This window comes from Azospirillum sp. A23 (genome assembly GCF_042938965.1).
Taxonomy (GTDB): Bacteria; Pseudomonadota; Alphaproteobacteria; order Azospirillales; family Azospirillaceae; genus Azospirillum; species Azospirillum melinis.
The window spans coordinates 1-14,316 of record NZ_CP170669.1; the positions used below are offsets into that span (position 1 = coordinate 1).

The 14,316-nt window shown below is 67.0% G+C and carries 12 protein-coding genes and 2 pseudogenes; 10 read left to right on the plus strand and 4 right to left on the minus strand.

Annotated elements, in window-relative coordinates:
• The 4 genes from ABNQ40_RS32670 to ABNQ40_RS32685 all read left to right on the plus strand — a co-directional run bounded on the left by ABNQ40_RS32670 (position 1) and on the right by ABNQ40_RS32685 (position 4,507).
• The gene (locus ABNQ40_RS32670) at positions 1-1,473 is read left to right on the plus strand and encodes an aldehyde dehydrogenase (RefSeq protein WP_109049164.1); all 1,473 of its coding nucleotides are present in this window, start codon (positions 1-3) and stop codon (positions 1,471-1,473) included.
• 27 nt (positions 1,474-1,500) lie between these two features.
• Positions 1,501-2,544 (plus strand): tartrate dehydrogenase, encoded by a 1,044-nt coding sequence (locus ABNQ40_RS32675; protein ID WP_109049163.1) that lies wholly within the window; start codon positions 1,501-1,503, stop codon positions 2,542-2,544.
• A 44-nt stretch (positions 2,545-2,588) separates the two neighbouring features.
• Positions 2,589-4,046, plus strand: a complete 1,458-nt coding sequence (locus ABNQ40_RS32680) for an NAD-dependent succinate-semialdehyde dehydrogenase (RefSeq protein ID WP_109049162.1) — start codon at positions 2,589-2,591, stop codon at positions 4,044-4,046.
• A gap of 161 nt (positions 4,047-4,207) precedes the next feature.
• Positions 4,208-4,507 carry an AAA family ATPase gene (locus ABNQ40_RS32685; RefSeq protein ID WP_109049161.1) on the plus strand — a complete coding sequence of 100 codons (300 nt, stop codon included), beginning with the start codon at positions 4,208-4,210 and terminating at the stop codon, positions 4,505-4,507.
• Between the two features lie 172 nt (positions 4,508-4,679).
• On the opposite strand, the pseudogene ABNQ40_RS32690 reads toward ABNQ40_RS32685, so the two are convergent.
• Positions 4,680-4,871, minus strand: a pseudogene (locus ABNQ40_RS32690) (IS6 family transposase); the annotation flags it as partial.
• A gap of 213 nt (positions 4,872-5,084) precedes the next feature.
• Complete coding sequence (locus ABNQ40_RS32695) at positions 5,085-5,465, minus strand: tautomerase family protein (RefSeq protein WP_109047224.1); 381 nt, start codon at positions 5,463-5,465, stop codon at positions 5,085-5,087.
• A 94-nt stretch (positions 5,466-5,559) separates the two neighbouring features.
• On the opposite strand from ABNQ40_RS32695, the gene ABNQ40_RS32700 reads away from it, so the two are divergent.
• Positions 5,560-6,417, plus strand: coding sequence for a LysR family transcriptional regulator (locus ABNQ40_RS32700; RefSeq protein ID WP_391349368.1), 858 nt, complete (start codon positions 5,560-5,562; stop codon positions 6,415-6,417).
• 127 nt (positions 6,418-6,544) lie between these two features.
• Positions 6,545-6,736 (plus strand): annotated as a pseudogene (locus ABNQ40_RS32705) (IS6 family transposase); the annotation flags it as partial.
• A gap of 227 nt (positions 6,737-6,963) precedes the next feature.
• Here the strand turns inward: ABNQ40_RS32705 and ABNQ40_RS32710 are convergent.
• The gene (locus tag ABNQ40_RS32710; protein WP_109050237.1) at positions 6,964-8,238 is read right to left on the minus strand and encodes an FAD-binding oxidoreductase; all 1,275 of its coding nucleotides are present in this window, start codon (positions 8,236-8,238) and stop codon (positions 6,964-6,966) included.
• A gap of 47 nt (positions 8,239-8,285) precedes the next feature.
• Positions 8,286-8,954: a haloacid dehalogenase type II gene (locus ABNQ40_RS32715; RefSeq protein WP_109050236.1), complete on the minus strand. Its 669-nt coding sequence runs from the start codon at positions 8,952-8,954 to the stop codon at positions 8,286-8,288.
• Between the two features lie 357 nt (positions 8,955-9,311).
• Here ABNQ40_RS32715 and ABNQ40_RS32720 point away from each other — a divergent pair, with 357 nt between their 5' ends.
• The 4 genes from ABNQ40_RS32720 (at position 9,312) to ABNQ40_RS32735 (ending at position 14,257) form a co-directional block, all read left to right on the plus strand.
• Complete coding sequence (locus tag ABNQ40_RS32720; RefSeq protein ID WP_109050235.1) at positions 9,312-10,193, plus strand: GNAT family N-acetyltransferase; 882 nt, start codon at positions 9,312-9,314, stop codon at positions 10,191-10,193.
• Positions 10,194-10,206: 13 nt separating this feature from the next.
• A complete protein-coding gene (locus tag ABNQ40_RS32725; RefSeq protein ID WP_109050234.1) occupies positions 10,207-11,583 on the plus strand; it encodes an aspartate aminotransferase family protein in 1,377 nt (458 codons plus the stop codon).
• Positions 11,584-11,834: 251 nt separating this feature from the next.
• Positions 11,835-12,569, plus strand: a complete 735-nt coding sequence (locus ABNQ40_RS32730; protein WP_109050233.1) for an HAD-IA family hydrolase — start codon at positions 11,835-11,837, stop codon at positions 12,567-12,569.
• A gap of 65 nt (positions 12,570-12,634) precedes the next feature.
• Positions 12,635-14,257, plus strand: a complete 1,623-nt coding sequence (locus tag ABNQ40_RS32735) for an ABC transporter substrate-binding protein (protein ID WP_109050232.1) — start codon at positions 12,635-12,637, stop codon at positions 14,255-14,257.
• Positions 14,258-14,316: the final 59 nt, after the last annotated feature.

A 14,316-nucleotide genomic window follows, 5' to 3' on the forward strand; every position in this document is an offset into this window, starting at 1 on the left:
ATGAGCCTGTCCTTCGATCCGGACCGCCTGCCGCTGCCGATCGGTCACTTCATCGGTGACCGCCTGATCCCGGCGGAGGACGGGCTGCCCCGGCTGCCGATGCACCGCCCATCGGACGGCCGGGCTTATGCCGACTGCCCGGTCGCCTCGGCCGACCTCGTCGATCAGGCTGTCGCGACCGCGCAGGCGGCGCTGAAATCCAGCAACTGGGGCGGCCTGCGCCCGCGGGACCGCACCGCCGTGCTCCAGCGCTGGGCCGCCCTGATCGAGGAGGAGGCGGAAACTCTGGCGAAGGTGGAGGCGCTGTCCTCCACCCGCCCGGTCGGCCAGCTGGTGGCTGGCGACGTGGCGGTCACCGCCGAGCAGATCCGCTTCTTCGCCGAATTCGCCGACAAGGAGGGCGGCGACCTCGTCCCCACCGACGACGGCAGCCTCGGCATGGTGATGACCGAGCCCTATGGCGTCGTCGGCGCCATCACGCCCTGGAACTTCCCGCTGTCGATGGCGGGGTGGAAGCTCGGCCCCGCACTGGCCGCCGGCAACGCGGTGGTGCTGAAGCCGTCGGAGATGACGCCCTTCTCCACCGTCCTGCTGGCGCAGCTGGCGGTGAAGGCGGGGGTTCCCGCCGGGCTGATCAACATCGTCCAGGGCGACGGCCCGACCACGGGCGCCGCCATCACCCGCCATCCCGGCATCGCCAAGGTCAGCTTCACCGGATCCACGGCGGCAGGCTCGGCGATCATGGCCGACATCGCCCGCAGCGGAGTCAAGCCGATGACGCTGGAGCTGGGCGGGAAGAGCCCGCAGATCGTCTTCGCCGACGCCGACCTCGACAAGGCGGCGGCGGCCATCGCCACCAGCGTCCTGTCCAACGCCGGACAGGCCTGCGTCGCCGGGTCCCGCCTGCTGGTCGAAACATCGGTGGCCGAGCCGTTGATCGAGCGGATCCTGGGCCATATGCGCGCCGTCCGCCCCGGCCCGACCTGGGACGCGGAGACGCGCTATTCCCCAATCATCTCCGAACGGCAGCGCGCCCGCATCCACGCCATCGTGTCGGCGTCGCTGACCGGGCCGGTGGAGTGCCTGACCGGCGGCGGCCCGATGGACGCCGAGGGGTATTTCTACGCGCCGACCCTACTGGCCGGGGTCGATCAGACCTCCCCCGCCGTGGTGGAGGAGATTTTCGGCCCGGTGCTGACCGTGCAGAGCTTCGACAGCGAGGAGGAGGCGATGGCCCTGGCCGACCATCCCACCTACGGGCTCGCCGCCGGCCTCTACACCCGCGACCTGTCGCGCGCCATCCGCCTGACCCGGCGGCTCCAGGCCGGAACGGTGTGGGTCAACCGCTATGGCCGCTCCCGCGACCACATCCTGCCGACCGGCGGCTACAAGCGCTCCGGCATCGGCAAGGATCTGGGACGCGAGGCCTATCTCGCCAACCGCCGCAGCAAAAGCGTGCTGATCGGCCTGTAATCCAATCAAAAAGACAGGGGACGTTCGATGAAGACCCACAACATTGCGATCATCAAGGGCGACGGCATCGGGCATCCCGTGGTCGACGCGGCCTGGGAGGTGTTGCAGGCCGTGGCGACGCAGTCGGGCTTCGCGCTGACCGGCACCGAACTGCCCTGGTCCTGCGCCCATTACAAGGAAACCGGCGTGATGATGCCGGCCGACGGCATCGACACGCTGCGTAAGTACGACGCCATCCTGCTGGGGGCCGTCGGCTGGCCGGCGGAGGTGCCGGACGCGGTGTCGCTGCACGGGCTGCTGCTGCCGATCCGCAAGGCGTTCGACCAGTATGCCAATGTCCGCCCGCACCGGCTGCTGCCGGGGGTGGAGGGTCCGCTTCGCCGCGGCGGCTTCGACATCCTGTGCATCCGCGAGAACACCGAAGGCGAATATGCCGGCGCCGGCGGGCGCATCCATCAGGGAACGCCGCAGGAGGTGGCGGTGGAGACCGGAATCTTCACCCGCATGGGGGTGGAGCGGATCCTGCGCTTCGCCTTCGCCCAGGCCCGCGCCCGGCGCGGCAAGCTGGCCTCCGTCACCAAGTCGAACGCGCAGAAATACTCGATGGTGTTCTGGGACGAGATCACCCGCCAGCTGGCCGCCGAACATCCGGACGTCGAGGTCACCAGCTATCACGTCGACGCCATGGCGGCGCGCATGGTGACGGCACCGGAAAGCCTGGACGTGGTCGTCGCCTCCAACCTGTTCGGCGACATCCTCACCGATCTGGGGGCGGCGATCCAGGGCGGGCTGGGCTTCGCCGCCTCGGCCAACCTGAACCCCGACCGCAAGGCGCCGTCGATGTTCGAGCCGGTGCACGGATCGGCCCCCGACATCGCCCATCTCGGCATCGCCAACCCCATCGCCGCCATCTGGTCGGGTGCCATGATGCTGGAGCATCTGGGGGAAAAGGCCGCCGCCGACCGCGTCATGGCCGCACTGGGCGACACCACGGGCCGCGGCATCGGCACCGTTCCCGGCAAGGACAGGACGGACGCGATCACCGCCGCCGTGCTGTCGGCCCTCTCCTAACGCCGGCTCCCTCCCCAACCACACGCAGCGGAAAACACAAGACCATGATCCATCACCTGACGGACTCCTCCCTGTTCCGCGAACGCGGGCTGATCGGCGGCCGCTGGTGCGACGGGGCTGCCGGCCGGACCATCGGCGTCCAGAATCCGGCGACCGGCGGCACCCTCGGCAGCGTTCCCGACATGGACGGAACGGATGCCCGCGACGCCATCGCCGCCGCGGCCGAAGCCTACCCCGCCTGGAGGCGGCGCACCCATGCCGACCGTGCCGCTCTGCTGGAGCGCTGGCACGCGCTGATGATCGAGAATCTGGAGGATCTGGCCCGCATCCTGACGCTGGAGCAGGGCAAGCCGCTGGACGAGGCGCGCGGCGAGATCCGCTATGGCGCCTCCTTCGTCAAGTGGTTCGCCGAAGAGGCGCGCCGGATCGGCGGGACCACCATCCCCTCCCCCACCCCCGACCGCCGCATCGTCGTGCTGAAGGAGCCGGTCGGGGTCTGCGGCATCATCACGCCGTGGAATTTCCCCAACGCGATGATCACCCGCAAGGTCGCCCCGGCGCTGGCCGCCGGCTGCACCGTGGTCATCAAGCCGTCGGACTTCACGCCCTATTCGGCGCTGGCGCTGGGCGTGCTGGCCGAGCGGGCGGGCATCCCGGCCGGCGTGGTCAACATCCTGACCGGCCGGCCGGAAGCCATCGGCGAGGAGCTTCTGGCGAACGAGACCGTCCGCAAGATCTCCTTCACCGGCTCCACCCGCGTCGGCTCGCTGCTGATGCGCGGCGCCGCCGACGGCATCAAGCGGCTGAGCCTGGAGTTGGGCGGCAACGCGCCCTTCATCGTGTTCGACGACGCCGATCTGGATCAGGCGGTGGAGGGGGTCATCCTCTCCAAGTTCCGCAACGGCGGGCAGACCTGCGTCTGCGCCAACCGCATCCTGGTGCAGTCGGGCGTCTATGAGGCGTTCCGCGACCGGCTGGTCGCCCGCGTCAATGCCATGCGGGTGGGATCGGGGCTGGAAGCGGGGGTCGCCATCGGCCCGATGATCAACGCCGCCGCCGTCGCCAAGATCGAGCGCCACGTCGCCGATGCGGTGTCCAAGGGGGCCAGCATCGCGTCGGCCGCCGTCGCGGCGGCGGGTGCGCAGTATGTCGCCCCGGTGGTGCTGACCGACGCCACCACCGACATGCTGCTGGCGCATGAGGAGACCTTCGGCCCGGTGGCGCCGCTGTTCCGCTTCGAGACGGAGGAGGAGGCCATCGCACTCGCCAACGCGACGCCTTTCGGGCTGGCCGCCTATTTCTACACGCAGAACCTCGCGCGGTCCTGGCGGGTGGGAGAGGCGCTGGAGGCCGGCATGATCGGGCTGAACACCGGCGCGATTTCCACCGAAGTCGCCCCCTTCGGCGGCGTCAAGCAGTCCGGCCTGGGCCGCGAAGGCGCGCAGGTCGGCATTGAAGAATATCTGGAAATGAAGACCTTCCACATCGGCGGGCTGGGGTGAGCGGCGTCATAGGCCAGTGACGATCCCACAAAGGCGCCCGGCACGCCGGGCGCCTTTTCTCCAGTCGGCTTTCTCCAGTCGGGCAACCGGCTTTTTCCACGATATCTAATAGCCTTTTTCCGCTGTCCTGACGTTGGGCAGAGTGGAACGCGAGCAGGATCATGGCACCCATCCCGAGGCATCTCATACCCAAGGTCGAGCGGGCGCTCGCCTCGTCCCGGGTCGTCAACGTCATCGGTCCACGCCAGGCCGGGAAGACCACCCTCGTCCGCGACCTCATCGACTCCGCCGTCTACGTTACGCTCGACGCAGACGATCTGCGCTCTTCACTCGACAGCGACCCTTATGGGCAATTGCAACTGCTATCCAAGGAAGGCGCGGCCAAGCAACTGCCCATAGTGATCGATGAAGTGCAAAGGGTGTTGTCGACTTCGCTGGCTGAAGACGAACTGAAAGTTTGAACAACCTGCTTTCGGTTCCGCTCAGGCGGCCAGCGCGAGACCGACCGCCTCGCGCCACGCAGTGAAGGCGCGAGCGCGGGCGGCGCGGTATTCGGAGGCGGAGAGGCGGTGACGGCGCAGTTGGAAGCGGTTATGGATTGGGCTGTGGGTAGAAAGAAACCGTTGGGTGGGTGTTGGCGAACTCCCGTCCGAAGCGCAGACCCCACTCCCGGATCGTCTCGTAGCTCACTTCGATGCCGCGCGCCGCCAGGATCAACTCGACCTCCCGCAGGCTCAGACTGAAGCAGTGGTACAGCCACACGGCCTCGCTGATGATCTCGGCCGGGAAGCGGAAGCCGCGGTAGGGGTTGCGGGTCGTGTTCATGTCCGCGAACATGCCACGAGAGTCCCGCTCCCGCCAATCTGACAGCACCTTGCCACGATGCCAAGCCGGCCACACCATCCGATGCCGCCGACGTCCAGCTTTCAGCACGCGGCCCACTGCTCCCGCAAGGCAGCCCACAGGCGACGCTTACGATGCGGCCGTCTTCGAAGCACTTGATTTTATCCGCCTTGCGGTGGGAACAGACTCTCCGCTTCAAGCATATTGCGCGACGCCGTTCCCGAGCGACCAATTTTCCTTTGCCACTTCAACGATGTTCACGAAGACATCCTGTGGCCGTATGCCAGGGTTCTCGCCGAGCAGTTCCATAATCCGCTGGAATAGCGCCTTCTTCTGCTCCACGGTCCGAGTGTTGTTCGCAGTGATCTGGATGTAAACGAGGTCGTCGCTTCGATCGACTCCAAGATAAGATGCGCCATAGCGGAAGTTTGTGGCGCCGTGCTCAGTGATGGCCATGAACTGATCGTCTTCGGGCACGTTGAAGGTCTCGTGCATTGCGCGGTATAGACCATCGAAGATTGCCTGCCGATACGCTTCCGATTTTCCGGCGCGCAGTGAGATGTGAACGAGTGGCATTGTAAGTCCTTTCCGTTATGTCGGCCTTGACAATAGCCATGGGGCAGTCATTTTCATATGCTATGAGTTTCAATATCTGAGATAACGTTTTGAAATGATTGGGGCGCCTCTCGACCTTGATGCGGTGCGGGCTTTCGTACGCATCGCCGAACTGGAGAGCTTCACGCGCGCGGCAGAGGCCACCGGGACGACGCAGGCCGCGGTTAGCTTGAAGCTGAAGCGCCTTGAAGAGCGGCTCGGCTGCCGCCTCTTCGAGCGGACGCCGCGTTATGTTCAGCTGTCGGCACGCGGCGCCGCCTTCCTGGATCATGCCCGCGACTTGTTGGAGGCCCATGATCGTGCGCTTGCCTCGCTGACGCGGGGACGCCAGCGCATCGCCATCGGCATCAGTGACCATGTAGCAGGACCGGAGCTCCCCGCGCTGATCGCCCGGATGAACGCACAGGATCCGCAGTTGGTGATCGAAATCCGGATTGGATCATCGGGTGACCTGCTTCAGAGCTTTGACCGGCGGGAACTCGACACGGTGATCGTCCGCTTGCACGCCGGGAGAACCGACGGGGATCTCCTCACCGAAGAGCAGTTCGGCTGGTTTGCGGCGCCAAGCTGGCAACATCGGGCGGACGAACCGTTGCCGATCGCCACGATGGCCGAGCCCTGTGGAGTGCGGGCGTTGGCGGGGGAGCTTCTCGACACGGCAGGCATGCCATGGACGGAGATTTTTGTCGGCGGCGGCGTGACCGCGGTGGCGGCAGCCGTGATGGCCGGTCTCGGCATCGCGGCATTGTCGCCGCGCATGGTACCGTTCGGCGCCGTCGACGTCGGTCCGCGGCTGGGGCTTCCGGCCTTGCCGCGCCTGCCCGTGATCCTGCACACCAGGGTCAGAGATGGACAACCGCGTGCCGCGCTCGCTGCCCTGTCGGCAGCCTTCAGGAGCGCGGTTCGAGGCTGATGAGCTCCTTCAGCAGCGCACGTTTCGTTAAAAGGCCCGCCAGTCGTTCGATCATACGGTCGGCCATGGGCTGCGATACGGTGCTGTCAGGTTGGCGGGAGCGGGACTCTCGTGGCATGTCGCGGACATGAACACGACCCGCAACCCCTACCGCGGCTTCCGCTTCCCGGCCGAGATCATCAGCGAGGCCGTGTGGCTGTACCACTGCTTCAGTCTGAGCCTGCGGGAGGTCGAGTTGATCCTGGCGGCGCGCGGCATCGAAGTGAGCTACGAGACGATCCGGGAGTGGGGTCTGCGCTTCGGACGGGAGTTCGCCAACACCCGCCCAACGGTTTCTTTCTACCCACAGCCCAATCCATAACCGCTTCCAACTGCGCCGTCACCGCCTCTCCGCCTCCGAATACCGCGCCGCCCGCGCTCGCGCCTTCACTGCGTGGCGCGAGGCGGTCGGTCTCGCGCTGGCCGCCTGAGCGGAACCGAAAGCAGGTTGTTCAAACTTTCAGTTCGTCTTCAGCCAGCGAAGTCGACAACACCGCCTCCCGCCGATCACTGGATGCGGTCGAGCGCCTTGTAATACAGCCCGACCAGCGGCAGGAACCAGGGCTTGCCGAAATGGCCGGGGACGGCGGGCCAGGACATATCCTTCAGCGGGTTCCGGTCCTCGCGCCCCAGGATCGCGTCGGCCATGGTCATGCCGAGATGGGTCGACAGCTGCGCCCCGTGGCCGGAATAGCCCATGGCGTACCACAGCCCGTCCTGGTAACCGGCGCGCGGGTAGCGGTCGCTGGTCATGTCCACCAGCCCGCCCCAACAGTAATCGATGTCGATGCTGGCGATCTGCGGGAAAATCCTTGCGAGGCTCGCGCGCAGGATCGCCCCGCTCTTGGCGTCGGACTGCTGATCGGACGTTGCCGAGAAGCGGGCGCGGCCGCCGAAGATCAGCCGCCGGTCGGGCGACAGGCGGAAGTAGTTGCCGATGTTCATCGATGTGACGTAGGTGCGGTTGCCCGGCACCACCGATGCGATCTCGCCGTCGCTGAGCGGACGGGTGGCGATGATGAAGCTGCCGACCGAGATGATGCGGCGGCGGAAATGGCTGAAATTCGGCGTGGTGTAGGCGCCGGTGGCGACCAGCACCTCCCTGGCGGTGACCGTGCCGCGCGGCGTGGTCAGCGTGTGGCGGTCGCCCGTGCGGGCGATGGCGCCGACCGGCGCGTTTTCGACCAGAACCGCGCCATGGCGCTTGGCGGCGTCGGCCAGCCCGACCACGAAGCGGCCCATATGCATCATGGCGCTCTTGCGCGACAGCATCGCACCAAAGAACGGCGAGCCGACCTCTTCCTTCAGCTCTTCGGCGGTCAGCAGGGCGGTGTCGGGATCGACCTCGCGGTGTACCACCTCGAAGTTGCGGGCGATGGCGTCGAAATGCGCCGGCTTGGAGGCCAGCTTCAGCTTGCCGGCGCGGCGGAAGCTGCAATCGATCCCCTCTTCGGCGATCAGCGCCTCCAGCGTGTCGATGGACTGGTCGAAGGCCCGGTAGAGCGCGACGGCGCGCTCCGTCCCCAGCGCGGTCTTGGCGGCGATGAAGCTGTGGGCCAGACCGTTGTTGAGGTGCCCGCCGTTGCGCCCCGAAGCGCCGCCGCCGATGCGGTCGGCCTCCAGCACGATCACCCGCGCCCCGGCCTTGGCGAGCTGGCGGGCGGCACCCAGGCCGGTGAACCCTCCTCCGACGACGGCGACGTCGTAATGGCCCTCGACGGTTCCTTCGGCTCCGCCCGTGAAGGCCGGGGCGGTGTCGTGCCAGTAGGAGACGAATTTCATGACCTGGGTCCTTGTCGTTGCAGCCCGAACCTCGAAAGTTCCGCCCCTTACAGACCGACCACGCCGGGCAGGCCGGAAATGTCGGAAATCTCGACATAGCCGTAATAGGGATTGGCCGGTTCGTGGCCGCGGTTGACCCACACCTTGTTGCGGATCCCCAGATCGTGCGCCGACATCAGGTCGTAGCGGAAGGAGGAGGAGCAGTGCAGGATGTCCTCCGGCCCGCAGCCGAGCATGTCGAACATGTATTCGAACGCCTGGAAGCGCGGCTTGTAGGCCTGCGCCTGTTCGGCGGTGTAGACGGCGTGGAAGGGCGCGCCCAGCTTCGCCACGTTCGACGGGATCTGGTCGTTCATCGCGTTCGACAGGATGACCAGCGGGATTTCCTTGGCGACCTTGGCCAGGCCGGCCGGCACGTCCGGGTGCGGCCCCCAGGTGGGAACCCGCTCGTAGACCATGCGCGCATCCTCGTCGCGGAAGACGACGTTGTTGCGCTTGCAGCTGCGCTCCAGCGAATTGTGCACGACCTCGGCATAGGGCTTCCAGGCGCCCATGATCTCGTCGAGACGGTAGGCGGCGAAGTTTTTGATGAACTCCGTCATCCGCGCTTCGTCGAGGATCGACCCGTAGAGGTCGCGCGCCGCTTCGGCCATCTGAAAGTTGATCAGCGTGCCGTGGCAATCGAAGGTGACGTATTTCGGCCGGAACTGGCTCATGGCTGCTTCCTTGAGATGGAACGACGTGGGAGGGGCGAATTAGGTTAGGGCGTGACCAGCCCTGCCCCACGATCCTAACGTCGCCGCGAAGCCGGGCCTGACCGAATTGCCGGGCGCGAAAGCACAAAGTTCCGTTTCCGTCTCGGTCCTCGGCATTTGGTTGGGAGGGAAACGGCGCCAGGGCGCCCGGAACGGGGGATGGACGCCCCGTCCGCCGGTTCGGCCGCCATCGCCGCGGCATAAGATGCGGCAGGCTGCCAGAGCAAAGGTGAAAGATGTCGCGGCGGGTGTCGCCTTCAGACAAACGTCCGGGGCCGCTGCGCACACTCTTGGAGGCAGAGGGTGAAAGGACTGCCCATGAACAAGAATACGGTTCCCAAGAGAGCGATCGACTGCGCGGCGTTCGAGCCGAAGCATCTCGACGATGCGCTCGCCCTGTCGCGGCAGGCGCAATGGCCGCACCGGCTGGAAGACTGGTCGCTGCTCCTGTCGCTGAGCCGGGGGCTGGTCGCCGTGGATGCCGGATCGGGCCGGCTGGTCGGCACCGTGCTGATGACGCCCTATGGCGAGGATGCCGCCACCGTCAACATGGTCATCGTCGACGAGGGCTGGCGCGGGCAGGGCCTCGGCCGCCGCCTGATGGACGAGGCGATGGCGCTGGCGGACGGCCGCCCCCTGCGCCTCGTCGCCACCAGCGAGGGGCTGCCGCTCTACGAAAAGCTGGGCTTCCGCGAGGTCGGCACCGTCCTCCAGCACCAGGGCGAAGCCGGTGCGGTTGCGCCGGTGGCAGTGGCGGTGGCGGCGGAGGACGTCGCCCCGGCCGGCGCCGAGGATCTTGCGGCCATCGCCGCGCTGGACGGCCAAGCCTTCGGCGCCGACCGCCGCCTGCTGCTGGAGCGCATCGCCGGGGTCGGGTCCTTCACGCTGCTGCGCCGGAACGGCGTCCCCGCCGGCTTCGCCGCTCTGCGCGATTTCGGCCGCGGGCAGGTCGTCGGCCCGGTGGTCGCCCCCGACGCGGACGGCGCCAAGGCCCTGATCGGCCCGATCCTCGCCGCGCATCCGGGAAAATTCCTGCGGGTGGACACCACCGCCGACACCGGCCTCGCCCCATGGCTGGCCGATTGCGGTCTGCGTCCTGTCGGCGGCGGCATCGCCATGCGCCGCCCGGCACCGGCGGCAGCTCCCGCTTCGCCCGCCCCCGTTTCGACTTTCGCGCTCGCCAGCCAGGCACTCGGCTGATCCGGAGAGGACCATGCTCAGCAATTCCCTGATCGAACTCGACCGTGCCCATCTGGTCCATCCCGTCGCCTCCTATCGCGGCCATGAGAAGGCCGGGGTGCGGGTGATCGCCTCGGGCGCCGGGGCGACGGTCACCGACGCCGCCGGCCGCCAGCTGGTCGACGGCTTCGCCGGCCTGTGGTGCGTCAACGCCGGCTACGGGCAGCAAAGCCTGATCGACGCCGCCACCCGCCAGATGCAGGAACTGCCCTACGCCACCGGCTATTTCGGGCTTGGCAGCGAACCGGCGATCCGTCTGGCCGCGGCACTCGCCGAACGGGCGCCCGGCGACCTGAACCATGTCTATTTCACGCTCGGCGGGTCGGATGCGGTGGACAGCACCATCCGCTTCATCCGTTACTACTGGCTGGCCAAGGGGCAGCCGCAGCGCGACCAGTTCATCTCCATCGAGCAGGGCTATCACGGCTCCTCCACCGTCGGGTCGGGGCTGACCGCGCTGCCCGCCTTCCATGCCGGCTTCGGCGTGCCATTCGACTGGCAGCACAAGATTCCGTCACACTACGCCTACCGCAACCCGGTGGGCGACGATGCCGATGCGATCATCGCCGCCTCGCTCGCCGCCCTCGACGCGAAGATCGCCGAGATCGGCGGACCGGAGCGGGTCGCCGCCTTCTATGCCGAACCGATCCAGGGGTCGGGCGGCGTTCTGGTGCCGCCCGACGGCTGGATGAAGGCGATGTGCGACCGCTGCCGCAGCCTGGGCATCCTGTTCGTCGCCGACGAGGTCATCACCGGCTTCGGTCGCACCGGCCCGCTGTTCGCCTGCACCGACGACGGCGTGGTCCCCGACATGATGACCACGGCGAAGGGCCTGACCTCCGGCTATGTGCCGATGGGCGCGGTTTTCCTGTCGGACGCCGTGTACGATACCATCGCGGACGCCGCCGGCAGCAGCGCGGTCGGCCATGGCTACACCTACTCCGCCCACCCCGTCAGTGCCGCGGTGGGGCTGGCGGCTTTGCGCCTGTACGAGGACAGCCTGCTCGCCAACGGTGCCAGGGCCGGGGCGCGGCTGATGGCCGGGCTGCACGCTCTGCGCGATCATCCGCTGGTCGGCGACGTCCGTGGGCGCGGCATGCTGGCCGCCATCGAACTGGTGGTGGACAAGGAGCGCAAGACCCCCCTGCCCGCCGCCGCCGAACCGTCGCGCCGGATTTTCGACCGGGCCTGGTCCAACGGTCTGGTGATCCGCGCCTTCGCCAACGGCGTGCTTGGCTATGCCCCGCCGCTCTGCTGCACCGACGACGACATCGACGCGATCCTGGAGCGGACGGCCCAAACACTGGACCAGACCCTGGACGATCCCGACGTCCGCCGGGCGATGCGCTAGACGAAAAAGGGGGTGTCCGCGGAAAAAACCGCGAATACCTCCGTATCCAGCATTTTCTGCTGTCCAGCACCGAAGATTCGGAGACCCACACCCACCCCTTGGACCACACTGGAGGGGAAGAAGACCGAATCTCCAGGCCAGTTCAAGAGAGACCAGCTCCAAAGACATCCCGGCGGAGGTTGCCGCCGGACCTGAAACGCCCCGCCGGACCGGAACGGTTCCCCTGCGGTCCTTGATGAGGAGATGGTGCGTTGACCAAGAGTCTGCTGAGCTTCAAATATCTGACCTTCGACGTCGTCGGCACCCTGATCGACTTCGAATCCGGCATCAAGGCCTGCCTCGCCGCAATCGCAGCGGAGGCCGGCACCGATGTGGACGGCGAGGCGGCGCTGACCCTCTACCGCGAGGCGCGCTATGCCGACAATGCCGACCTGTTCCCCGACGATCTGGTGCGCGTCTATTCGGTGATCGCCCCCAAGCTGGGGCTGCCCGCCGGCACGCAGTACGGTGAACGCCTGCGGGATTCCGCGGCGGTCTGGGCCGGCTTCCCCGACAGCCGGGAGGCCATGGCGCGTCTGGCCAAGCGCTACAAGCTGATCGCGATGACCAACGCACGGCGCTGGGCCTTCACCCATTTCTCCCGCGAGCTGGGCGATCCGTTCTTCGCCGGCTTCACCGCCGACGACACCGGCGTCGAAAAGCCCGACCCCGCCTTCTTCCAGCAGGTGTTCGAGTTCGTCGAGCGCGACGGCGGCAGCAAGGACGACATCCTGCACGTCGCCCAGAGCCAGTATCACGACATCGGCGTTTCCCGCCGCCTCGGCATGACCAACTGCTGGATCCAGCGGCGGCACGCCCAGAAGGGCTATGGCGGCACCATCGAGCCCGCCGAGTTCACCGAACCGGATTTCCATTTCCGCTCGATGGCGGAACTGGCAGACGCCGTCGAACAAGCGGCCGCAGAGCCGAAGACGGCTTCCGCGTAACCGGACCAAACCGGAGCGCGCTGAAAAAGAAATGAACGAACAATCCTGAACAGAGTGAGGCAGACATGACCAAGACGCCTGAAACCCGGACTCCCAAAAACTGGACTGGGGCCGACGACAGCATGGTCGAAAGCGCCATCCGGCGCGGGGCCACGCGCCGCGACCTGATGAAGATGCTGCTGGCCGGCGGGGTGTCGCTGGCTGCCGCCGACCTCGTTCTGGGCCGCGCCGGCATGGCGCTGGCCGCCACGCCGGTGAAGGGCGGTGCGCTGAAGGCTGCCGGCTGGTCGTCCTCGACCGCCGACACGCTGGACCCGGCCAAGGCGTCGCTGTCCACCGATTATGTCCGCTGCTGCGCCTTCTACAACCGCCTGACCACCCTCGACCAGAACGGCATCCCGCAGATGGAGCTGGCCGAAAGCGTGGAATCGGGCGATGCCAAGACCTGGACGGTCAAGCTGCGCAAGGGCGTCACCTTCCACGACGGCAAGTCGCTGACCGCCGACGACGTGGTGTATTCGCTGAAGCGCCACCTCGATCCCGCCGTCGGTTCCAAGGTCGCGAAGATCGCCGCGCAGATGACGGAGTTCAAGGCGGTCGACAAGAACACCGTCGAGATCACGCTGGCCAGCCCCAACGCCGATCTGCCGACCATCCTGGCCACCCACCACTTCATGATCGTGGCCGACGGCACCACCGACTTCTCGAAGGGCAACGGCACCGGCGCCTTCACCTGCAAGAGCTTCGAGCCCGGCGTGCGCTCCATCGGCCTGCGCAACCAGAATTACTGGAAGGGCGGACCGAACGTCGACTCCTTCGAGTTCTTCGCGATCAGCGACGACAATGCCCGCGTCAACGCGCTGCTGTCCGGCGACATCCATCTCGCCGCGTCGATCAACCCGCGCTCCACCCGTCTGGTGGACGGACAAAAGGGCTTCGCCCTGTCGAAGACGACGTCCGGCAACTACACCGACCTGAACATCCGCCTGGATATGGAGCCGGGCAGCCGCAAGGACTTCGTCGATGGGATGAAGTACATCGTCAACCGCGAGCAGATCGTCAAATCGGCCCTGCGCGGCTTCGGCGAGGTGGGCAACGACCAGCCGGTCTCGCCCGTCAACCCGTACCACAACGCCGCCCTGAAGCCGAAGGCCTACGACCCGGAAAAGGCGAAGGCGCTCTTCAAGAAGGCCGGCGTCCTGGGTCAGTCGATCCCGGTGATCACGTCGGATGCTGCATCGTCGGCCATCGACATGGCGATGGTGATCCAGGCCTCCGCCGCCGAAATCGGCATGAAGCTCGACGTCCAGCGCGTGCCGTCCGACGGCTATTGGAGCAACTACTGGCTGAAGTCGCCGATCCATTTCGGCAACATCAACCCGCGCCCGACGCCGGACATCCTGTTCTCCCTGCTCTACGCCTCCGAAGCGCCGTGGAACGAGAGCAAGTACAAGTCCGAGAAGTTCGACAAGATGATGATCGAAGCGCGCGGCATGCTCGACCAGGCCAAGCGCAAGGAGATCTACAACGAGATGCAGGTGATGATCGCCGAAGAGGCCGGCACCATCATCCCCGCCTACATCTCCAACGTGGACGCCATCAACGACAAGTTGAAGGGCCTCGCCCCCAGCCCGCTGGGCGGCATGATGGGCTACGCTTTCGCCGAGTATGTCTGGCTGGCCGCCTGATACAGTGGGCGGGCGGAACGGGACGGCCGCAGGGCCGGCCGCTCCGGCCCGTCGCGGCC